This window comes from Leptospira limi, from assembly GCF_026151395.1.
Classification (GTDB): Bacteria; Spirochaetota; Leptospiria; order Leptospirales; family Leptospiraceae; genus Leptospira_A; species Leptospira_A limi.
This window is the reverse complement of record NZ_JAMQPV010000001.1, coordinates 2,087,679-2,109,638: the sequence shown is the minus strand read 5'-3', so window position 1 is coordinate 2,109,638 and position 21,960 is coordinate 2,087,679. Positions and strand designations below refer to the sequence as shown.

The 21,960-nt window shown below is 39.0% G+C and carries 17 protein-coding genes and 1 tRNA gene; 12 read left to right on the top strand and 6 right to left on the bottom strand.

All coding sequences use genetic code 11. The features are described from left to right. Positions 1 to 3: 3 nt before the first annotated feature. From ND812_RS09665 to ND812_RS09645, 5 genes are read left to right on the top strand one after another with little or no spacing between them, the layout of a single operon-like run. Complete coding sequence (locus ND812_RS09665; RefSeq protein ID WP_265358148.1) at positions 4 to 1,074, top strand: zinc dependent phospholipase C family protein; 1,071 nt, start codon at positions 4 to 6, stop codon at positions 1,072 to 1,074. Positions 1,075 to 1,098: 24 nt separating this feature from the next. Next, positions 1,099 to 3,651 carry a penicillin-binding protein 1A gene (locus tag ND812_RS09660; protein ID WP_265375273.1) on the top strand — a complete coding sequence of 851 codons (2,553 nt, stop codon included), beginning with the start codon at positions 1,099 to 1,101 and terminating at the stop codon, positions 3,649 to 3,651. 59 nt (positions 3,652 to 3,710) lie between these two features. Further along, the gene (locus ND812_RS09655; protein ID WP_012388418.1) at positions 3,711 to 4,115 is read left to right on the top strand and encodes a bactofilin family protein; all 405 of its coding nucleotides are present in this window, start codon (positions 3,711 to 3,713) and stop codon (positions 4,113 to 4,115) included. 19 nt (positions 4,116 to 4,134) lie between these two features. Further along, positions 4,135 to 5,259: a M23 family metallopeptidase gene (locus tag ND812_RS09650; protein WP_265375272.1), complete on the top strand. Its 1,125-nt coding sequence runs from the start codon at positions 4,135 to 4,137 to the stop codon at positions 5,257 to 5,259. Next, positions 5,256 to 6,419 (top strand): alpha/beta hydrolase, encoded by a 1,164-nt coding sequence (locus tag ND812_RS09645; RefSeq protein ID WP_407658500.1) that lies wholly within the window; start codon positions 5,256 to 5,258, stop codon positions 6,417 to 6,419. The genes ND812_RS09650 and ND812_RS09645 overlap by 4 nt, the downstream gene beginning before the upstream one ends. 18 nt (positions 6,420 to 6,437) lie before the next feature. Here ND812_RS09645 and ND812_RS09640 read toward each other — a convergent pair whose 3' ends face one another. Next, complete coding sequence (locus tag ND812_RS09640) at positions 6,438 to 8,192, bottom strand: transglutaminase-like domain-containing protein (protein ID WP_265375271.1); 1,755 nt, start codon at positions 8,190 to 8,192, stop codon at positions 6,438 to 6,440. Between the two features lie 49 nt (positions 8,193 to 8,241). Here ND812_RS09640 and ND812_RS09635 point away from each other — a divergent pair, with 49 nt between their 5' ends. Next, a complete protein-coding gene (locus ND812_RS09635; RefSeq protein WP_265375270.1) occupies positions 8,242 to 9,018 on the top strand; it encodes a helix-turn-helix transcriptional regulator in 777 nt (258 codons plus the stop codon). Positions 9,019 to 9,041: 23 nt separating this feature from the next. On the opposite strand, the gene ND812_RS09630 is transcribed toward ND812_RS09635, so the two are convergent. The 3 genes from ND812_RS09630 to ND812_RS09620 all read right to left on the bottom strand — a co-directional run bounded on the left by ND812_RS09630 (position 9,042) and on the right by ND812_RS09620 (position 12,462). Continuing rightward, a complete protein-coding gene (locus tag ND812_RS09630; RefSeq protein WP_265375269.1) occupies positions 9,042 to 9,584 on the bottom strand; it encodes an Mpo1 family 2-hydroxy fatty acid dioxygenase in 543 nt (180 codons plus the stop codon). A gap of 82 nt (positions 9,585 to 9,666) precedes the next feature. Continuing rightward, positions 9,667 to 11,388, bottom strand: a complete 1,722-nt coding sequence (locus ND812_RS09625; protein WP_265375268.1) for a 4-alpha-glucanotransferase — start codon at positions 11,386 to 11,388, stop codon at positions 9,667 to 9,669. 9 nt (positions 11,389 to 11,397) lie between these two features. After that, the gene (locus tag ND812_RS09620) at positions 11,398 to 12,462 is read right to left on the bottom strand and encodes a class I fructose-bisphosphate aldolase (protein WP_265375267.1); all 1,065 of its coding nucleotides are present in this window, start codon (positions 12,460 to 12,462) and stop codon (positions 11,398 to 11,400) included. Between the two features lie 128 nt (positions 12,463 to 12,590). On the opposite strand from ND812_RS09620, the gene ND812_RS09615 reads away from it, so the two are divergent. From ND812_RS09615 to ND812_RS09605, 3 genes are read left to right on the top strand one after another with little or no spacing between them, the layout of a single operon-like run. Beyond that, a complete protein-coding gene (locus ND812_RS09615) occupies positions 12,591 to 13,454 on the top strand; it encodes a sensor histidine kinase (RefSeq protein WP_265375266.1) in 864 nt (287 codons plus the stop codon). Then, positions 13,451 to 14,134: a response regulator transcription factor gene (locus tag ND812_RS09610; RefSeq protein ID WP_265375265.1), complete on the top strand. Its 684-nt coding sequence runs from the start codon at positions 13,451 to 13,453 to the stop codon at positions 14,132 to 14,134. Before ND812_RS09615 ends, ND812_RS09610 begins: the two co-directional genes overlap by 4 nt. 49 nt (positions 14,135 to 14,183) lie before the next feature. After that, positions 14,184 to 14,915: a hypothetical protein gene (locus ND812_RS09605; protein WP_265375264.1), complete on the top strand. Its 732-nt coding sequence runs from the start codon at positions 14,184 to 14,186 to the stop codon at positions 14,913 to 14,915. Here ND812_RS09605 and ND812_RS09600 read toward each other — a convergent pair. Further along, positions 14,912 to 16,648: a GAF domain-containing SpoIIE family protein phosphatase gene (locus ND812_RS09600; RefSeq protein WP_265375263.1), complete on the bottom strand. Its 1,737-nt coding sequence runs from the start codon at positions 16,646 to 16,648 to the stop codon at positions 14,912 to 14,914. The two genes, ND812_RS09605 and ND812_RS09600, sit on opposite strands and share 4 nt — an antisense overlap. A gap of 361 nt (positions 16,649 to 17,009) precedes the next feature. Between ND812_RS09600 and glnA the strand changes: the two genes are divergently transcribed. The 3 genes from glnA to ND812_RS09585 all read left to right on the top strand — a co-directional run bounded on the left by glnA (position 17,010) and on the right by ND812_RS09585 (position 18,970). After that, positions 17,010 to 18,470 (top strand): type I glutamate--ammonia ligase, encoded by a 1,461-nt coding sequence (gene glnA, locus ND812_RS09595; protein WP_100716713.1) that lies wholly within the window; start codon positions 17,010 to 17,012, stop codon positions 18,468 to 18,470. Between the two features lie 113 nt (positions 18,471 to 18,583). After that, positions 18,584 to 18,660, top strand: a tRNA-Met gene (locus ND812_RS09590). A 19-nt stretch (positions 18,661 to 18,679) separates the two neighbouring features. Beyond that, entirely contained in the window at positions 18,680 to 18,970 is a 291-nt protein-coding gene (locus ND812_RS09585; RefSeq protein ID WP_265375262.1) for a Cys-rich protein, read from the top strand. Between the two features lie 134 nt (positions 18,971 to 19,104). Here ND812_RS09585 and ND812_RS09580 read toward each other — a convergent pair whose 3' ends face one another. Continuing rightward, a complete protein-coding gene (locus ND812_RS09580) occupies positions 19,105 to 21,888 on the bottom strand; it encodes a chromosome segregation SMC family protein (protein ID WP_265375261.1) in 2,784 nt (927 codons plus the stop codon). Positions 21,889 to 21,960: the final 72 nt, after the last annotated feature.

The window sequence follows — 21,960 nt, the reverse complement described above, 5'->3', positions numbered from 1 at the left end:
AAAATGGCAGGAAAGATCACACATATTGAAGCACTCTCCCAAGTGAAAAAACACTTGGAACATGGCAATGCCACTCAAAGGAAAATTGCCAATTTACTCTCTAGGCCTGATGTGGCATCGTACGCCAACTTAGGTGCAGTTGCCCCTGATATCTTTTATTTCTACCATGTCTTACAACCCAAACGTACAAAAAAAGCTGCGTTTTTTGGTGACCTTGCCCACCACCACAATGTGGCAGAACTCATCTTAAGTTTCCTTGACCAAGTGTACGACACCGAAATGGGTTTGTACCGGGACAGGTTCCTTGCCTTTACGCTTGGTTATATTTGCCATTGTGTTGTGGATATCCAAACCCATCCCTATATCTTTTATATCTCTGGTGATTACTATAACAACGATAAGAAGATTTCCTACCAAGCCCAAGTAAACCATATGAAAGTGGAATTTGGTTTGGATACCTTACTCATCAACCACCGTTGGGGAATGAGTGCAAGGGAATATGATTTTCCACAATACATTGATATCCGCCACCGAACCGTTGGAATCAAAAATAAAATGGATCCAGTCCTTTGGAACTTTTGGTTGCAGTCCTTAAAAGAAACGTTTCCAAAAGAATTCCAAACTTCTTACATTGGGTCTGAAAAAAAAATCATCCCAGGGGACATCTTAAATGAATCCTATCTTGGATTTTACCGTTTCACTTCCACACTTGATTCCCGTAGTGCTTTTATGCGAGGACTTGTGAGTGTAGTGGATGCACTTACCTTCCATAAATACAATGCCTCTGTTCTGATGTTACCAACAATTGAGGCGATCAATCCGAAGATCATGAACGACGAAAAAAGAGAATGGTTTTACCCAGCTGATCCCAATCGTAAGTTCAATGATTCTTTCATTGATTTACTGAACCAAGCAAGCCAAGCAAGTAAGGAAATTTTAACCAGAGCCTATGAATATAGTTTTTCACCTGAGAGCCGTTCTAAGATTCTGGATTCACTTGGTGGTTATAATTTAGATACTGGCCTTCGATACCACGGAATTGATCACATGAAGGAATTTTCCCCACTCGTATAGTGGGAATTTGAAAAAGGAAATTGTATGAAACAAGAACCCGTTGGGCTCTTTGAAAAGTATTTTATCATTTGGTTTCGAATCGTTACAGAAAGGATTTGGACAGGAGACAAAAAAGTTAAGAACACCTTCCTTGCCATTTTGGGTTTTGGGGTTCTGAATGTATTTTTACTAACTGGTTCCATTAAAGATTTTTTTCGTCTCGATGAGGCTGCCGTATACGATATCCCTTCCACCTTATATGGGCTAAACGATAAAGGGGAATACGAACCCATTGCCGAGTATTATAAATTCTCTCGTATCCCAGTTAAATTAGAAGAACTAAAACCAGAGTCCACTGACTATTCCGCTGATAACCGTCACAAAGTGATTCAATGTTTTTTATCCACCGAGGACAATTCGTTTTATTCTCACAACGGGATAGATCTCAAAGGGATAGCCAGGGCTTTTGTGGTAAACCTCATGGCGGGTCGTGTGAAAGAAGGTGCATCCACCATCACCCAACAGGTCGCAAGGCTTAAGTTTTTATCCATTGAACGTTCCATCGCAAGAAAAGCACGTGAAGCATGGCTTGCCATTTTACTCGAACTTGTTTACCCAAAAGACAAAATTCTGGAAGTGTATTTAAACGAAATCCCACTCGGGCATGGAACCATTGGTGTAGGTGCTGCTTCCAGGTTTTACTTTCGTAAAGAAGTACAAGATGTAACTTGGGGAGAAGCTGCCATCCTTGCAAGCCTAACCACAAGACCCACTCAGTTTAGCCCCATTGTCAACCCAGTATCCAGTATGAACAAAGTGCGAGTTGTTTTTCGCAAACTTGTTGAAAACGGAAGGATGACTGTTGCCGATGCCGAAAAAGAATTTGCGAGCTTAGAAGAATATTATACAAACCTAAATCGTTCTCCCAATGATTCTGCATTTTCAGACAGACTCAATCGTTTTCCCTATGTCACAGAATACATCCGCAAAAACCTAATTCGCTCGATTGGTTCCAGTCGGTTGTACAATGGTGGACTCAAAATATATTCCACGATCCAAATCCGCCACCAAGAAGAAGCAGAAAAAGCCCTCCTCCCTGCATTACAAAGGCAAACGATTGAATCCAACCAACGTGCTTTTCGTAACATTGATGCCTTTGATGATTTGTATGGAAGTGGTTATTCTTTAATCGCTGATTTGTATGACTTACCCGAATTTAAATTTAAAATATCTAAAATAGAACGTACTTTTTCCTCTGCTTACCAAGAGGACATTCGTGATGAATTTTACGCCCTGAATTTACTTGTAGGTGATGACTATCTAGGTGATACCCTCGACAAAAATTTCACATCGCAAAGTACAAAGGACCATTTACTCCCTGTCGAAGGATCACTCATTGCCATTCGCCCAGAGACTGGTTACATCACAGCACTTGTTGGTGGATCAGGTTTTCGTTCTGACAACCAACAAATCCGTCCATTCCAAGCCTTTCGCCAACCAGGTTCCGCCTTCAAACCAATCTTGTATGCGGCAGCAATGGACTATTCTGGGAAAAACCCAGACCCAGAAAAAAATGTAACACCTGCTACACTCTTTGCAGATTCTCCTTTACAATACCTAATGGAAGATGGAGATGAGTGGGCTCCCGAAAATTACAGTAGTGAATACTCTGGGTTTATTTTATTACGAAAGGCATTAGAACAATCAAAAAACTCAGTTGCTGTGCGGGTCTTAGAACAAGTGGGACTTTCCAATTTGATGGATAGCCTCCGAGGTTTATTACAATTACAAGGAAGGGACATCCCTTACAACTTCAGTGTTTCCCTTGGATCCTTTGAACTCACTCCCTATGAACTCACACGAGCTTATGCTGCCCTCGCCTCTGGTGGAAAAACTGTGAACCCCATCTCTGTTTTGTATGTAGAAGACAATGCAGGAAAAGTCATTAAAGACTTTCGCAAAGACTACGAAGATGTGGAACGAAAACAAATCATTTCCAAAGAGGCTGCCTTTCTCATCACTTCCATGATGAAAGATGTTGTGGAAGAAGGAACAGGACGAGGTGTCCTCTCTTATGGACTTGGCCGAAAAGCCTACGGAAAAACCGGGACCACAAACAATTTTAGGGATGCTTGGTTTGTGGGTTATACCCCAGAACTTGTCACCTCGGTATGGTTTGGTTATGATGTGGGAACCATTTCACTCGGGCGTGGGATGACTGGAGGAAAACTATCGGCTCCTGTATGGGGAAGGTTTATGGCAAGAGCCTTGGAAAAAGAACCAGCCAAAGAATTCCCTTGGCTCGCGGAAGTGAAAATCACAAAACGAACTGTCTGCCGAATGTCTGGAAAACTCCCTGGTGGCCAATGCCATGACCTACTGGAAGAATATTTCATCCCCCAAACGGTTCCAAAAGACGTTTGTAACGACCATGGATCCGCGTGGAATGTTGTGGAATCCAAACCACAACCCCAATCCACCCAAATTGTCGTGGAGAAGAAAAAACAAGACACCAAAGTGGAGAAAAAACCCACACAAGGCAAACCTCCGAAACGAAAAAACTCAGTCTTTAGCGGAGATGAGGAAATTGATTACTAAAAAGGCTTGTCAGATAGACCGAAAATTTTGATTCTCACAGAAGGGGAAAAGGAGCAGGAATGGCAATAGGTAAGGATTCCATCAACAGCGTTATCGGACCAGGGTCGATATTTGAAGGTAAATTTTATATCGCAGGTTCACTTAGAATCGATGGAAAATTCGAAGGTGATATCAAAACAGAAGACGCTCTCGTCATTGGAGAGACTGGAAAGGTCAAAACCAATATCAGTGCAAGAGAAGTCATTGTCTCCGGAACCCTCATTGGCAATATCAAAGCCGAAAACGAAGTGAAATTAGAAGGGACAGGACGTATGTTAGGTGACATCACTGCTCCTTATTTAGAACTTCAAAAAGGTGTCGTTGCAAAAGGAAACATCACAATCACTGGCGGACAGAAAAAAGACGTTCGTAAGATTGTGGAAGAATCTTTTGGCGGAATCAAATCTTTAGATTCAAAGGACTAACCTAAATTCCATTTAACACATGCTACTTCGTTCACCTGAAAAGTCTACGATCGGCAAGCATGTGTTACGTTGGGGAAACATAAACGTCATCCAAGTTTCCCCAGGTAAGTATTTTTATAACCTACAATCGCAATCGAGTGTTTTACACGGCACTATTGATCTCAACCGCAAACGGTATCGTATCTTACCCCTACTCGGTTTTTCGTTTTTATTAGCGTTTTTACTCTCCGTCATTGTCGACAAACAAACTTACGAAGAAAGTTTGATGGAAAAAGAATTCCTCAGTATGTCCACTGAGGTAGAAGAAAATGATACAAAAGACAAGGAAGCAAAACTAGCGGACGAAAAATACTTACAAGAAACCGAAGATAAAAAAATGGCGATCCTTCGGTCAGCGGAACTCGACAAACTCGCAGACAACAAAAATAAAAAACTAAAAGTCACTCAATACAAAGTCAAAAAAAATGAATCCTTATCTGATATTGCACGTCGGTTTAAGGTATCTGTTGAATCCATTGCAGGAAGTTCTGGCATCAATCCAGAAGTATCTCTCATAGCAGGCCAAATTCTAAACATTCCAAACAAACACGGCCTAATGTACAAACTAAAAAAAGGGGATACACTGGCAAAAGTAGCAGACTATTATAAAGTCAAAATTGATGACATTTATGCAGAAAACCAATTAGAAGATTATGATTTATTTAAGTCTGGACAAAAGGTATTTTTACCAGGCGCCGTGATCCCAGATACTGGCCCAGTTTGGAGGATCCCCGTGTCTTCCAAAGTCATCACTTCTGGTTGGGGAACCCGTTCCTACCCACAATATAAATTCCATATGGCACTTGACTTACGTGCCAATTACGAATCCGTCTATGCCGCAAGAAAAGGAAAAGTCACCTACTCTGGTTGGATGGGTGGATATGGAAATGCCATCATCTTATCTCATGACGACAACTACCAAACGTTATATGCTCACAATTCCAAACTTTATGTGAAAGAAGGTGATTATGTGAGTGCCGGAAAAATCATTTCTCGTTCGGGATGTACGGGGTATTGTTTTGGTCCTCATTTACATTTTGAAGTCATCAAAGACGGAAAAAACATCAATCCTACAAAACTCATCAAAGGATTTTCATACAAATGAAAACTATCAAAACGAACCAGTTCCAATCCTCTTCCAAAAAAGGTGATCTCGTAATCACATCCTTTGGTATACAAAAGAGAATTTCCACAACCATATTGATTTGTTTGGCAGTTTCTTTATCTTTTCTCGTTTCCTGTGCACCAAAAATTGGAGAACAAATCAACAAACGATTGGTTGATCCCTTTGATGAGACAAAAACTATTAACGTTCATTTTGTTACAACAAGAAGGGAAATGGGAGCCAAAGATCGTTGTGATGGGAATAGTTTTGGTTTCATTACCGATATAAACCCACATTTTGGGATTTGTATCGTAAACGTCCCCGCAAAACATATCATTGGTGATATTTCCTTGGATAATGACCAAGATAAAAACACATTTTTCCAATTCAAAGGCCGAGTGAATACAGATGACAGAGAATTTTTATCCAAGTTAAAATCATCTGCCAGTGAAGAAGTATTAGTTTTTGTTCATGGATTTAATGTCAATTTTGATGAAGCAGTATTACGAGCTGGACAAATGAAATATGACCTCAAATTCCCTGGGGAAGTCGTTGTGTATTCATGGCCTGCTGGTGCTGACGCTGGAATACTTGGACAGGTGATGGTGAAATCAACCTATGATTTGAACTTTACAGAAGCAAAAATCAATCGTGAACCATTTGCTAATTTTCTAAAATCCATATCCTCCATTGGAAAAAAAATCCATTTAATGGTTCATAGTATGGGCCACCAAGTGGTTTTACCTTCCCTTGCCTCTCTTTCCAAATCAGGAAAAAAACAATTTCTTTCGGAACTCATCCTCAATGCCCCTGACTTCGACAAAAACGAATTTGAACTCATCTTATCTGATTTAAACAATACTGCAGAAAGGATCACCTTGTATTGTTCTCCAGGAGACAATGCATTAGTTGCCTCTCAAAAAGTGAATGGTGGTCCAAGAGCTGGCATGTGTTTTAAATATACTGGAGTGGATGTGATCAATGTAAACGAAGTGGATGACCCAGTGCTTGGAGTGGGTGGACTTGGCCATGGATATTATTCATCAAGGCCAATTCTCACAGACATCTACCAAGTGTTACTTGGTGTATCTGTTGAAAAACGCCTCTTTATCCGTAAATCAGGACCCAAAAATGGGGAAAACTTTGTTTTACGAAAGTAAGTTAAATTTGTTTCCAATTTAAGGAACCACAAGTTCTTCACCCGACTGGATCGCCCGATTTCGCATCTGATTGGGTTGGATTTCAAGAGATTCTTCCCCTTGTAATCCTTCTCCTTGTTTCAAAATGGTGAGTTTCATTTTGAGTTTTTTTCCCAAGGAAAGTTGGTCTTTTGTCAGTTGCACCAAACGATCCCCTCCTGAAATTTTTGGATGTGTAGGAGTTGGTAAAACTGCAAATACCAAATGCCTCGCATAAGTCACACCTGGTTTTGATTTTGGAGGAGAAAGGGGTTCCATCGGAATCCAGCCGTAACCATTCACCCATACCTCAACGAATTTATGATTAAAACTCATTTCATCAGAAGATTCAGTTGGTAAATAATTCCATACTAACCTAGCAGGAATACCCTTTCCACGTAACAATGACATGGTGACATAGGAATGTTCCGTACAACCACCATTGTTTTTTTGGATTACATTAGGTGCTGATTCAAACTTGCCTGATTTATAAGGGATTGAAGAAACATATTGGGATGTTTCCATCAGTAGTTCTTTGATTGAAATTTTTTCTTGGAACAATTCATTTCGTTTTGAGACAACAATCGGATCCTCAAGTTTGACAAACCAATCATCTCTGAGTTCGTTTGGATGTTTGGATTCACTTTCTTCTCGATTGACAATCAACTCGGGTCCAAGTTTCCAATGGATTTTATAACGAGTGAGTTTCCCTCGATACACAGTTATGGTTTTTGACTCTCCTTCTTGCATAGGAGGGACTTTCACTGTGAGAGTACGATTTCCTGAATCATCCAAACTGAATGTACTCGGTGAATAAAAGGTTTCTTCTCTTAACTCCTGGGAATATGTATCTTTTTTCGGAAGGATTACATGGAAATTGGATTCAGTGATGTCGGAAGTTGATGTTAAATCCAATTGGTATTCGAGATTCGATTTGATGGGTGAAAACCGAACTGCTTTTTCGTCGGAACGAATGAAGAGTCCATCTCCAATGGGAAAAAAATGTTCATCAAACAAAAACCACTCCCCATAAATTTTGGTAATTGGATCAAAAATTAAAAATCGATCAGAACTAAGGACAGCCATTTTAAAAAGAGCTCTATGGTTAGTTGGGAATTTCCATTCTTTTGTTGTTGTACCTTCCTCTAAAGAAAACACCTGGATGGTATTCCCTGCAAAAGAAGAAATCAAAAGGATTTCGGAATCATTCCGTTTGATGATCCTTTGAACTGATTTCATTGGTAACTGAAGTTCCGATACTTTCTCCATAGAATTTATATCAAAAACTTCTAATTGGTCTTTTTCCAACCGAACCATTTTATCTTTAACACATACAAAATCCTTCCAACCATTGGTTTTACTTGCAATGTTGAACTCATTTTTGATCACAAATGAATCTTGCGACACAACATATATCTTTTGTTTTGTTTGAACAAAAATGCTGTCACTACACAGAGCCCAACCAAGAACCCTACCCTTATCCCAAGAGATGGGTGTTATTTTTTTACTTGGTAAATCATATTGGTAAAGGTGGTATTCTTTATCTTTATTTTTGGTTTGGAAATAAAGTTGGGAATTGATCCGCAATAAGGACTCAAACAATTCGACAGACTCTGCATCAGGAAAACTGAAATTAGGATCGTACTCGTATTTTGTACCAATTTGTTTCCATTCAAACGGAACTTCCCCGCGTTCCGTAGCTATGAGTGAGCCACTTGTGAGTACAATTAGGAAACCTAGAATCCAATGTTTCATTTGATAATCCTTGCCTTTTTTGAAACCATATGAAAGATTTTTTTAGTATATGGCTGAGAAGAGAAAGGGAAGTCTTTTTTATTTCGGAGAGAGGATTCTCCTTGGCACACAAGGCCTTGTCACCGAACCCCATTCTCATTATGCAGTTTCCATTCTTGTTTCCAAACAACTGCCATTTCGTTTGACCACAAAAGAGAATCAAATCATTGAAACAGAAGGAATCATCATCCCTCCTAATTTTTTTCACCGCTTAGAAGCAAATCATACGGAAATCGTAGTGATCCAATTGGATCCAAAATCGGATGAATACAAAAAGATTGAAATGAAGGACCCGTATACTCTGTTAAAATCCGAGACGATACAAAGAATCCAATCCTTATCCGAACCATTATTTGGCAGCGGTTTAAACTGTCCAAAAGCGAAATTGATTTATGAACAAATATTGGAAGAACTTGGTTCCCAAAAATCAAACAAATCTTGGGATCCAAGAATTGACATTGCCCTTACAAAAATTAAAGAAACACTTCCAAACCCAATCAATGTAGCGATTCTCTCAAACGAAACGGGAATCTCAAAAGATCGGTTTATGCATTTGTTCAAAGAAAATATGGGAATCCCACTTAGGCAGTATTTACTTTGGCAACGATTGCACATTGCCGCAAGGTTATTACAAAATGGAGAGAACCTAACAACTGCTTCACATGCAGCTGGTTTTAGTGACCAAGCCCATTTGTCTCGAACCTTTAAAAAGATGTTTGGTGTGAAACCCTCCCTGTTTCTTGGAGGGTCTCATTTACACCAAGTTTGTTTTTGTGATATGATTTAAAATCCTTAGATTTCAAATTTGATTTATGCGGTTTTGTGGACGCTAAAGTCTTTCCAAACGCCTTTTTGTTTTAGTTCATCTTCCACTGCTTTTTTTAATTCAGATCGATATCCTAATTCGAAGAACACATCTGCCACGACAAAGAGTGGTGCAGAAACAAGTGCTTGGAATAAATTGTCGAAAAGTGCTGGTCTACTTTTCTCAAAGATAAAATGCCCATAAAACTGGGATCCCCAACCAACGACTTGCCCAATTCCAAAAATAGTCCATGCGGTTTGGGATGGGAGTTGCACGGTGATCCATTCCGCAGCCAGAAATAATCCACCGAACAATAGTGTTGCGATGAATGCAAAAAATACATCTAAGGTATAATAATACCCTAAAACTCCCAAGGTAAATACGAGAGATGCAGTTACGGAAAAACCATTGTATTCAAATAACGAAAATCGACTGAGTACAACAAAAAGAGTAAACGTAATCGTTGGTACTCCTAAAACGTGAATCCAAACATTTCGTTTTTCTTGATGGTAGGCAGAATAAAATGCCATTTCTTTTGCAAATCTCAAAGGGAACCTCCAAAGTACGGTTCCACTTTACCAAACAAAGTGAGAATCCACTTGAACGATTCTGTCAAAATTTAAAAAAATTCTAATTTCTACCAGATGAATGAACGAGTTTGCGTAAGGTAAAATTACGTTTAAAGTCTTCCACATAGTCTTCTATGAGAATCGGAAATCGGTAGGTCCAATTGGAATGATCAGGTGTTCCTGGGTAATTGATTCTGTGTTTTTCAGGATTCTGTAAAACATCGGAAACACCAAGGGCCAGATCTTGAAAGAGTTGGATGCTAAATAAACTTTTGGTTTGGAACACAAAATCGAGTAACCCTTCTAAGATTTGGTCTTCTGATTCGGGTCTTGGTTTTCCCAAACGGTCAAAGAAAAACTGAAGTTTAGGCTCTACATCCCCTTCCTGATTCCACCACTCCATCACCAAACTAGTGTCATGTGTCGATAAAACAGAAATTGCATTTTCCCGGTAATGGTCCTCTTCGATGTATTCCCCCGTTGTGAATGATTTTGTCCAACGTACGACATCGATTCCAATCATTTGTCGCTCAAACAAGGATTCACGAATGAAAGTAGGAACAGAACCCAAATCCTCTGCACAAGGAACCATGGAGGAAAAGGATTCAAAAATTTCTAAGATATCTTCCCCTGCTTTTCTCCAATGTTTTTCTTCTTCATTGATATGCAGTTCGGACAAAGGGAATAAATTAGCTTTGGTATCTTCTGGGAGTGACTGGTAACCTTCCTCTTTCCAGAAGTCCCAATAAAAAATATAGTGATTGGGTTTGAATTCATGGATCAGTCCGCGGGATTCCATTTCCTTTGGATCGATACCAACTTTTAAAAATTCACTGGTCTCTATTCCAAATTGAGGGTGGAACCATCCCTTCAATGCGGTTCTGTGTTCTTTGGGAATGGCCCAAATGCGGTACATACCGATCACATGGTCAATGCGATACAAATGGAAAAAATTTTCTAAATACAATAAACGATCTTTCCACCAACTATAATGGCTTTTTTGTAACACTTCCCAGTTAAGAACAGGGAAACCCCAAGTTTGTCCCGTTTGAGAAAAATGATCAGGAGGAGCCCCTGCTTGTAAATCCAAGAAAAAATTTTCAGGGTGTTCCCAAACATCACAGGAATTACGAGCAGTAAGGATTGGCATATCTCCTTTTAAATAAATCCCATTATCCTCTAAGTGAAGTTTGGCGGCATTTAACTGATCATAGGCGATTTTTTGTAAATATACCCAAAATAATGCTTCCTCTCTTTGTTCTGTGAATACCTTGTCTTTTGCATTATAGGGATCTTGGAATTCTTTTGGCCACTCCCACCAATTTTTACCTTCGTATGTTTCATACAATACCCGAAATGAAACATACGAATAACACCAAGTTTGTTTTTCTAAAAAGTTAAGCGCCTCTTTCATCGCTTCTTTTTGATGGGAAAGATAAAATTCTCTAAGGTATTTTATTTTGAATTCACGCACCCGAGTGGGATTGTTTTGTAAGGTAACGATTTGGTTTTTTCGTGATTTGTTTGGTAAGCCTAGTTTGTATAAAGAAATGTATAATGGATCGATAGCAAAAGCTGAAATGGCACTATAGGGTGAATATCCATATCCAGTATCATTGAGAGGTAATAATTGGATGATACTAAATCCAATGTCCTTTGCCCAGTCACAAAGTGGGTATAAACTAAAGATGTCTCCACATTCGAATGAATGCCTAGAAACAATTGAGGACAGAGATACAAGTACCCCTGCCCTTCTTTGTTTGATTGGAATCAATGAGCCCAATGATTTACATTAAGCAACTGTGATTTCTTTTGAAAGATAGACGTCTTGGATCGCGTGTAAAAGTGACACACCTTCTTTCATTGGTTTTTGGAACGCTTTTCTACCAGAAATGAGTCCCATACCACCAGCACGTTTATTGATGACCGCAGTTTTTAACGCTTCTTGTAAGTCATTTTCTCCCGATGCTCCACCTGAGTTAATGAGTCCCGCTCTTCCCATGTAACAATTTGCTACTTGGTAACGTGTGAGGTCAATAGGATGTTCAGAAGTTAAATCAGAATAAATACGTTTATCAGTTTTACCGTAAGAAGACTCTTGGTTGAGAACATTGTAACCACCATTGTTTTCAGGTAACTTTTGTTTGATGATATCCGCTTGGATGGTTACTCCTAGATGGTTGGCTTGTCCTGTTAAGTCAGCGGAAACATGGTAGTCTTTGTCTTTTTTAAACGCATTGTTTCTGATGTAACACCAAAGGATCGTTGCCATTCCGAGTTCATGTGCCATTTGGAACACTTTTGAAATTTCAACGATTTCACGACCAGCATCAGCAGATCCAAAATAAATTGTGGCACCGATAGCAACACAACCTTGGTCATATGCTTGTTTTACAGTCGCAAACAAAATTTGTTCACTTTTGTTTGGGTAAGTGAGAAGTTCGTTGTGGTTGATCTTTAAAATAAAAGGGATTTTGTGAGCATACTTACGAGCCACAGAACCAAGCACTCCTAAAGTTGTAGCCACACCATTACAACCGCCTTCTATTGCGAGTTTGATGATATTTTCGCCATCGAAGTAAATTGGGTTTTTGGCAAACGATGCACCAGCGGAGTGTTCAATCCCTTGGTCAACAGGAAGGATGGATACATATCCAGTTCCACCAAGTCGGCCATGGCCGAGTAAAGTTTGAATGCTTCTGAGAACAGGGATGGACCTGTCTGTAGGTGCAAAAATTCTGTCTACCCAGTCGCTACCAGGTACGTGAATGAGTTCTTTTGCGATTTTTGGTGATTTGAATCCAAGGAGGGATTCCGCGTCGTTTCCAAGATGTTTCGAGATTTCGTCGAAGTTCAAAGTTGTTCTCCTTAAAAATAAATTCTCGGGTTGGGCCAAGGTGACAACATCTTTTTTTGCTCGTCGTCCTTCCCCTTACCCTTATCTTGATTTAAGAGGCAAAATTGAGAGGATCTGCACAATTTCGTATGTTTTTTTCCCTGGCCTGGCTCTCCCTCACTCTGTCACTCGGAGTCTGGTGGTGGATTTTAGGGTTTCGCCAAGCCAAAACCATTTCTGAAATTTCTGTCAGTTTAGAAAGACAGTTTGAACTAAACCGTGTGAATCGGATGTTACAACTAGAAGGGTCATTTTTCCTATCTATGTTAACCCTTGGTGGTGTGACTCTCGCTGTTTTATCCTACAGAGACCACAAACGTTCGAAACTTATTGCTGATTTTTTCTCCACTGTCACTCATGAAATGAAAACCCCAATTGCCAGCTTACAACTGCAAGTTGAAGTTCTATTGGAAGATACAAAAGACTTAGAACTAAAAAGAAAATTAGAAAAAATTTGGAAAGAAAACCTTCGAATTGAATCCCAAATGGGAAATGCCTTTTATCTGGCAAGTCTCATGCAAGGGGAAGCTCTTTACTTAGAAACGTTAACCTTACAAGAAATCAAAGATTCCTATTCCCATCATGAACCAAATCTGGTATGGGAAGTATCCATCCCTCTCACAAAAAAAGTATACCTCGATAAAAAAGCATTTTTTGCCATGTTAAAAAACCTAACTGAAAATGCAAAACGACATGGAAAAGCAAACCAAATCAAACTTCAGATTGGCCAAGAAAAGGATCGAATTTGTTTTCTATTAGAAGATAATGGATCTGGTTTTACGGGTAATAAAAAATACCTCACCCAACCTTTTCTCCGCCATTCAAATACTAGCGGGAGTGGGATTGGTCTTTATATCGTGAAAAAATTGATCGAAAAGATGAAAGGTAAAATCGAATTTCCGGACTGTTCGTACGGTTTTAAAGTCAAACTTTGTGTGAGTGAGGTCGTATGAAACCAAGGATTTTACTTGTGGAAGACGATGAAGGACTCGGAGAGACTTTAAAAGAAAGATTAGAACAAGATTACTACCGAGTGAAATGGGCAAAAACTGTTTCGGAAGCAGAAACTCTTTTTGCACCGAATTCGTTTGATTTAGTTGTCCTCGACTTACGTCTGCCAGACGGGAATGGATTTGAACTTGCAGAGAGGATGGTTTCCCTTGAAAAGGACCTTCCCTTTTTATTTTTAACTGCCCAAGCAGGAGCCCAGGAACGACTCCGTGGGTTTGAACTCGGTGCTGCCGAATTTATCCCCAAACCTTTCCATCTAAAAGAATTTCTCATACGCTTAGAAAGGGTAGTTTCCCTCACTCGTCCCCATTTTGGTCAAAAATGGCAGATGGATTCAAAAGAAATCCATTTGGATTCCTTCCTGGTGAAAAACAAGGATGGTTCTAGCATCCTACTTTCCAAACGTGACTGTTCCCTCCTTACCTTACTTCTCAGTGATCCCTCAAAGGTATTTAGTCGCTCTGAAATCCTTGATGTCATCGTGGGCGAAGACAGTTTTCCTACGGAAAGAACCATTGATAATGCCATTGTTCGGTTGCGCGATGCCTTAGGGGAAGATTCCATTCGCAATGTCCGAGGGGTCGGATACCAGTGGATTGCAGATATCCAACCCCTGAAATAAACCACTTCTTCCTTATGGAATCTGGTCGATCCTCCGATATTTGAACCTGATGAAACAAGGAATTTTTAGCATTTGGATCGTTTGTATTTCCTTGTTTTCCCTATCTTTAGGTGCCTGGGAAACCGACATCGATTACAATTATGAATACCAAAAAAACGGACCTTATACAAAATTCTCAGACTGGGTTCCGTATAAATTGCACAAATGGGAGCCAAAGTACTTAGAAGATTTTTACGAATTGTACAACCTCAAACAACATTATAATGATAATGAATTACGAAAAAATATCTATTGGTTAAAAATCGCTCTAGGCAAACGATTTCGTCATCCAAAACACGCATTATGCGAAACTAAAACGGAACAAGAATACTATAAATATCGAAATTTGATGTTTATGCACATCAATATCCAAATCATGCGATCCTATATGCGACTTGGATCCAAATTTGACAAACGCCATGTTTACTTTTACAACCTAGACTTTGCCCATGAATTAAAAGAAAGTTTCACAGTGGCAGAGAGTTTTTACAAAGAGGCAATTCCCTATTGGGAAAAAGCAAAAGAATATGCGGACAAAGCCAATGAAGTGCCAGTGGATTTGGATTTAGGAACGATCGAAACCGAACGGTATGAAATTGTGACTGGAAAATTAGATTTTGGTCATATCATAGAAACACATTTAGACCGACTTGATGGCAAAAAGAAAATTGTATCAGAGTATTTGGCGAAGTATCCAGAAGCGGATGCAAAAGCTCTCGACCTCATCGATCAAACCAATTAAAATTCTAAAAAGAGTACGGCTATATCATCATGGATGATTCGTTCCTTTTCCACAAGACAATTGGCTATCATCTTTTTGATGAGGCTATCAGTATCTTCTGAAACAGAAATCATCTCAGAGAGTTCTTGTAAAAAAACATCAAGTCCAATATAACCACCTGTCTCTTCTTCCAATTCATAAATTCCATCGGAATACAGTAAAAGACGATCCCCTTTTTCAAATGTTTTTGAAATGTTTTTTCCTTTCCAATCATCAAGTAATAGAATCGGATACATTTCATCTTTTACAAATTTCATCACACGGTCTTTTTGGTTCCAAAAAACTCCTGGTGGATGGCCGGCAAAACTAAACTCGATCCTTCTTTCCAAAGGAAAAATCCGCATCACACATGCAGAGATATGGTGTTTAAAAATGATGGTTTTAAGTTCAATATGCATCGCTTCCAAAATGGCAGCTGGTGAAGATTCCGCTAAAGAATGTTTTTTGAACGAAACAGCAGCGATACCAGAAACCAAAGCAGAGGAAATCCCATGCCCAGAGATGTCTCCAAAAAATATATCAATACAATCAGGTTTTGGTTTTTCATATAAAATTAAATCTCCCCCAATTTCATCATAGGGTAAAAACCTAGATTCTATTTTTAAATTGGGAATCGTACCAAAATCTTTTGCGACCCAAGCTTCTTGGGTGAGTTTTGCAAGTGCCAAGTCTTCTTTTACATCAGAATAAAATCTTTGTAGAATTTTTTCCTTTTTCATCAGTTTGATTTCGTTTTTGGCACGCACCAAACCTTGAGAAACAAACCCCGCAACCAAACCCAACATTTGTTTGGTTTCACCTGTCCAATCACCTAATGATTGGTAGGTTGTGACTCCAATGATACCAATTAAATTCCCTTCATCTCTTAATCCAATGACTAAAATGGAACGAACTTCTGCTGATTTGAATAATTGTAAATGCCAAGGTTCATCACTAAGTGCTCTAGTATCAGGTATATAAATCACACCATCACCAGCAAGAACCCCTAACCTTTCCGGATTCATTTTGGCTATGGGAAGTTTTGTTCCTACCTCAAAAAGAGAGGGCACACCAAGAGACAACCATTCATGACTAACCGATAAAAATTGTTTATCGGACGATATCTCTGCAACAAACACCCTGTCTGCCTTTGAATACTTTCCTAATTCCTCTAAGGTAAACTGAATGGCATCTGAAACAAATTCTGCTTTGGTGTGGACAAACATTTTTGAAACTTCAGTCACAATTTGGGAAAACTGTAAAAGACCCGAAAGTTTCGACTCAGACTCCCGAATATTGGAAATTTCAATTTGTTGGCCCCAAATGCGAACCAGATGACCATCGACAACTTGGCCATTTGAATTGATGAGATAAACACGAGGCAAAATGGATGTATTTTCTGTGTATTCGTAATCTTCTAATTGGTACGAATTCTCGATGAACTTACGGAGGAGATGGATACTCGTTAAAGAAACAATTTCTTTGAGGTATTTGCCATTTACATCTTCCAAACTTCGGAATCCATTCAGCTTAACCATGGCCAGATTACATTCCCTCACCACAGAATGGTTCCAAATGTATTCCATCTGTTCTTCCAGAGGTAAAGAAATGGGCATGGGGATGTCCAATTCATAACACCAAATGGCGTCTTTCGAAAGGTGGATAAAACTCTCCAAGTGTTGGAAACGACCAAAATCTGGTTTGCGAGAGCTCATCGTCCTCTACAGTTTCTTTTCATCCTTTGATTGCCACAAAAAAAACATACATTGAAGGGTTTTCGAAAAAATTTCAATTTTCCAGAAAAAAAATCCTGATTCCATTGACCAAGGAAAGCCCTTTTCCTAAAATACATTGGAATGGCGGAGGCTTAGATACCGTGTATTATGCACATATTTTAAGCATTTATCATTTTAAATACGCAATATGTTTCGCGCCTAAGCACTATTTTAAAAACAATTTGCTTAGAAACTCCACGAAACCCTTATATTTCGGTCGAAATGCCTTGGTATAAATCTTGCATTTAAAGTGGTAACAGATTACAACAATCAGACCGACCTCTGAACGAAGGAGAATCAAATGCAGTTCGCAACCCCAAAATTTACTTCCGGAAAGGAAGTGGTTGAGTATGCCAAAAAAAATGGAGTCCTTTTCTATGACTTCCGATTTACGGATATCAAAGGAATGTGGCACCACGTTTCGTATTATGTGAATTCCGTAAATGAAGATACATTCAAAGGAATTCCTTTTGATGGATCTTCGATTGCTCGTTGGCAGCCAATCAATGCTTCCGATATGCAATTACATCCAGAAATTTCTACGGCATTTTTAGATCCGTTCACAGCAGACAAAACACTTGTTATGTTTTGTGATGTTTGGGACATCTATAAAAACCAATACTATGAAAAATGCCCAAGATCCATCGCGAAAAAAGCATTAGAATTCATGAATAAATCCGGTATTGCAGATACTGCATACTTTGGACCAGAAAATGAATTTTTCGTATTTGATAGTTTGAAAGTACGTGATGAAATCAACTGCCAATACTATGAGTTAGATTCAAATGAAGGGATCTGGAACACTCACTCTGAAATTCCAGGTTCAAACAACACAGGAAAAATCAATTTTAACTCTGGACACCGTCCTGGAACGAAAGGTGGTTACTTCCCAGTAGCTCCAATTGACTCTCAAGTTGACTTAAGAGCAGAATTTGTAAAAACATTAGAAGCCATTGGAATGGAAACCTTTGTGGTCCACCACGAAGTTGCCCAAGCACAAGGTGAAATTGGTGTTAAATTTGGAACACTCATTGAAGCTGCAGACAATGTTCAAAAGCTAAAATACATCGTTAAGATGGTTGCTCATAAACACGGAAAAACTGCTACCTTCATGCCAAAACCACTTTTTGGTGATAATGGTAATGGTATGCACGTTCATATCTCTCTTTGGAAAGGTGGTAAAAACCTTTTTGCAGGAGACAAATACCAAGGATTATCTGACTTCGCATTTAACTATGTAGGTGGAGTACTTAAGTATGCAAGAGCTTGTGCTGCGTTTACAAATGCATCTACTAACTCTTACAAACGACTCATCCCAGGATTTGAAGCACCATCGATCTTAGCTTACTCTGCACAAAACCGTTCTGCTTCTTGCCGTATCCCTTTTGTGAGTGGCGAAAAAGCAAAACGTGTGGAATTCCGATTCCCAGATTCTACAGCTAACCCTTATTTGGCGTTCGCTTCTCTTCTTATGGCTGGTATGGCTGGTGTGGCTGAAAAGATTGATCCAGGTCCTGCTCGTGAAGAAGATCTTTTTGAACTTTCATTGGATGAAATCCGTGAAAAAGGAATCCGCCAAATGCCTCACACGCTTCGTGAAGCAATGGAAGAGATGCTTGCTCAAAGAGAAATCTTCAAACAAGGAGATGTTTTCACTGAAAACTTCTTACAAACTTACCAACACTATAAGTTTGAAACAGAAATTTGGCCATGGGAAGGTCGCCCTCACCCATACGAATTCCTCACTACTTACTCTTGCTAAGAGAAAAAGCCCCGGCAACCGTCGGGGCTTTTTTTTGTTTACCATTCCCTATCCATTCAAAAAATGACAAAAGAACTAAAGATTTAGTTCTACCAAACGATCTAAGGTTATAGGGCGAGGTAGCTCAGATGGTTAGAGCACAGGATTCATAACCCTGAGGTCACGGGTTCGACTCCCGTCTTCGCTACCAAAGATCGAGAGGACAAGGTATGAAAAAAACAAACCATTTGTTTTCCATTTTGGCTCTAGTGTTATTCACTGGATCCATCCAAGCAGCAGATTTTCCTAAATGTAAAGAAGCTTGCGATAAGTTCTACAATTGTTCGGTCCAAGTGAATCCGAATGCAACAGAAGAACAAAAATCAACTCTCCGCAGAGGTTGTGAGTTCAATTGTAACCGACCAAAATACTACAATAAAATTGCTGGTTGCCTCACAGCAGGTGACAGCTGTAAAGCTTTCTCCACTTGTATCATGAAAGAGATCCAAGCAAACAAATAGAATTTCCGTAGTATTACGTCAGATTCGTTATAGAAAATGAAACCTAGGGGATCACTCTCCTAGGTTTTTTTATCCCCAGACCAATTCCGAGCTTTTTTATTCCATCTGATTGTTCATTTTGAACATATCTGTTGTTAATTCTCTGTTCCAGTTTTTTGGGAAATTTGTTTCGAGAAAGATTTTGCTTCATCCAAACGTAACGAAAGGATCTTAGAGATCCCAGGTTCTTCATTGGTAACTCCAAAAATCGCATTGGCTCTTGAGATGGTAGACTGTGCGTGAGACACAACAATGAATTGAGTTTTGTCTTTGAAACGGTCTAAGATTTGGCAAAAACGAAGTTTGTTTGCTTCATCAAGAGCTGCATCAATCTCATCCAAAAAGCAGAATGGACTTGGTTTCACCATATAAATTGCAAAAAGAAGTGCAATCGCCGTAAGTGATTTTTCACCACCAGATAACAAACGTAAGTTTTGAACATGTTTCCCTGGAGGTTCTGCCATAATCTCTACTCCAGAATTCAATGAGTCTTCTTTTTCGGTAAGTTCTAGAGTCGCTCGTCCCCCATTGAACAATGTGGAAAATGTTTCTTGGAAGTTCTCTTTGATCCGTTCAAATGTTAATTGGAAGAGTTTTTCAGACTCTTCATTGATTCGTTTTAACACTTCTTCTATGTCTTTTTTCGAACTTTCAATATCCTGTTTTTGTTTTAGGTTGTGTTCGTAAATTTCTTTGATATTGCGATACTCTTCAATCGCAAGAGGGTTGATGGAACCAAGAAGTTGGATTTCGGATTTGGCAGAACGAAGGCGTCTTTCTTCTGCTTTTTGTTCCAGCTCTAATCCTCCCCTTTCTGTTTCTAGTTCCGAATCCGTTAAGGAATAATCATTGTACAACTCTTCCACGAGGGAATCAATTTGCACTTTCAATGCGGAACTGGTTCTTTCCTTTTCAGATAATAATGGTAAAAGATTTTGGAATACTTCTTGGTTTTTAGAAATATTAGATTTAATTCCAGAGATTTCTTCCACTAATGTTTGTAAGGTTTCTTTTTCGGATTCCAAAATGCGGCTCATGGAAAGGAATTCTTGGTAGGCCTCTTCGATTTCTTTTTCTAAGAACTCTACTTCTTTCTCAAGACTTTCCTTTTTCTCACGGATCACCGATTCTTGTTCTTTGGCACTCGTGATTCGGAATTGGATTTCTCCGATCCTTTCCTCAAGGACGGAAATTTCCTTTTGTTGGTTTTCCAAACGAGAATTGGATTCTAATAGTTTTTTCTCTAATTCTACGATTTGGGTTCTTGTTTCTTCCCATCGGTTTCGAAAAAGAATGATATTACTTTGGTTGTCTCGGATTCCACGCGTTAGGTTTTCGTTTTCTAAAATTAAATCTTCGATTTCTTGGTCGATGGATTCTTTTTTGGATAAAATCCCATCTTTATCAAACAGAAGGTTTCTGAAATCATCTTCCTTTTTGAGGAAATCACTGAGTTTTTCCGAATACAGATCCAATCGAATTTGTTTTAAAACATCTTTTGCTTCATTCAATTTTGAATCCTCTAATTGGATGAGAGCCGATTGTAGTTTATTTTGGAATTCACTGGTAAGAGAGACTAGTTCCCATTTGTTTTGGTTTCGGATCTCTTCCCCTTCTTTGGATTCTCTTTTTTTATTTTCCAACTCTTGGATGAGTTCGAGGATCACAGTTTTTTGTTTTTCGCGAAGGGTGATATGACGTTTTTCATTTTCCCCAATGCGAGTTTCTTTTTCTTCAATTGCCTTTTCTTCTTCTTTGATGGAAAGTTCTAAAGAAACACGTTTGGATTCTAATTCTGTAATTTCTTCTTGGAGAGTTGCTTGGATTTCCCTTTGGCGTTCGTTTTCAAGCTCAATTGCCTTTTTTTCGACTTCCAATTTGATGGTCGCTTGGTTTTCCAATTCTAAGGAAGATAAGATTTCACCAATGCGTAATTCATATTCTTGGATGAAGGTTTTGTTTTTAGCAATTTTTTCTTTTTGGATTTGGCTTTTGGAAAGATGATCGAATAATTTTTTATCAATCTCTGCAATCTCTCTTTCTTTCGCTTCTTTGATCGTTTCCTTTTCGGAAATCAAATTGGTTTCGTTTTGGATGAGGGATAAAATCGATTTGTTTTTTTCTCGGATCTCTTGCAATTCTTCATCCGATTTTTTCATCCTACGTTTGAAGTCTTTGAGTTTAAGGTAACGTAAGTTTTTATCAGATTCATCTAAATCAGATTTCAGTTTGAAGTATTGTTCTGCTTTTTCGGATTGTTTTTCTTTAACTTCTAAATCCTTTTGCATGGAACTCATAATGTCATGGATGCGAAGTAGGTTTTGGTTTGTGTCTTCTAATTTTTTAGTCGCTTCTTTTCGGTCTAATTTGAACCGAGAAACCCCGGCCGCCTCTTCAAAGATAGCACGCCTTTCTTCTGGTTTGGAATTGAGGATTTGGTCAACGCGACCTTGTTCTAAAATACTATAACTAGATTTACCAATCCCAGTATCGAGTAAGGTTTTTTCGATGTCCTTTCTTGTGGTGCGGATATCATTTAAGTAGTATTCATTTTCTCCGTCAGGGTAAAGCCTACGTGTGATCTTGACAGAAGGGTAATCGATATTAAAAAAACGGTCATCGTTGTCGAAAAGAATGGATACTTCTGAAAATCCAGCGGCTCGCCTACTCTCTGTTCCATGGAAAATAACATCGTCCATTTTTTCGCCGCGTAAACCTTTGGCACTTTTTTCACCAAAAACCCATTTAACGGAATCGACAATATTTGATTTTCCCGAACCATTAGGTCCTACGACTGCAGTAAACCCTGGATCAAAATTGATCTCGGTCTCATCTGCAAATGTTTTGAATCCAACAATGTTTAGGCTTTTTAAATGCATATCTGTTTTGCCGTTTGATTTCCTTGTTTCCCAGTTGACAGGTCTTGAGAGACATAAGAAAAAACCTTAGAT

Bases quoted from the DNA above. Each gene is read 5' to 3' on its own strand.
- ND812_RS09600 (WP_265375263.1), bottom strand. From the start codon at position 16,648: ATGAGCTCTCGCAAACCAGATTTTGGTCGTTTCCAACACTTGGAGAGT.
- ND812_RS09655 (WP_012388418.1), top strand. From the start codon at position 3,711: ATGGCAATAGGTAAGGATTCCATCAACAGCGTTATCGGACCAGGGTCG.
- ND812_RS09605 (WP_265375264.1), top strand. From the start codon at position 14,184: ATGAAACAAGGAATTTTTAGCATTTGGATCGTTTGTATTTCCTTGTTT.
- ND812_RS09665 (WP_265358148.1), top strand. From the start codon at position 4: ATGGCAGGAAAGATCACACATATTGAAGCACTCTCCCAAGTGAAAAAA.
- ND812_RS09645 (WP_407658500.1), top strand. From the start codon at position 5,256: ATGAAAACTATCAAAACGAACCAGTTCCAATCCTCTTCCAAAAAAGGT.
- ND812_RS09585 (WP_265375262.1), top strand. From the start codon at position 18,680: ATGAAAAAAACAAACCATTTGTTTTCCATTTTGGCTCTAGTGTTATTC.
- ND812_RS09650 (WP_265375272.1), top strand. From the start codon at position 4,135: ATGCTACTTCGTTCACCTGAAAAGTCTACGATCGGCAAGCATGTGTTA.
- ND812_RS09660 (WP_265375273.1), top strand. From the start codon at position 1,099: ATGAAACAAGAACCCGTTGGGCTCTTTGAAAAGTATTTTATCATTTGG.
- ND812_RS09635 (WP_265375270.1), top strand. From the start codon at position 8,242: ATGGCTGAGAAGAGAAAGGGAAGTCTTTTTTATTTCGGAGAGAGGATT.
- ND812_RS09615 (WP_265375266.1), top strand. From the start codon at position 12,591: ATGTTTTTTTCCCTGGCCTGGCTCTCCCTCACTCTGTCACTCGGAGTC.
- glnA (WP_100716713.1), top strand. From the start codon at position 17,010: ATGCAGTTCGCAACCCCAAAATTTACTTCCGGAAAGGAAGTGGTTGAG.
- ND812_RS09640 (WP_265375271.1), bottom strand. From the start codon at position 8,192: ATGAAACATTGGATTCTAGGTTTCCTAATTGTACTCACAAGTGGCTCA.
- ND812_RS09580 (WP_265375261.1), bottom strand. From the start codon at position 21,888: ATGCATTTAAAAAGCCTAAACATTGTTGGATTCAAAACATTTGCAGAT.
- ND812_RS09610 (WP_265375265.1), top strand. From the start codon at position 13,451: ATGAAACCAAGGATTTTACTTGTGGAAGACGATGAAGGACTCGGAGAG.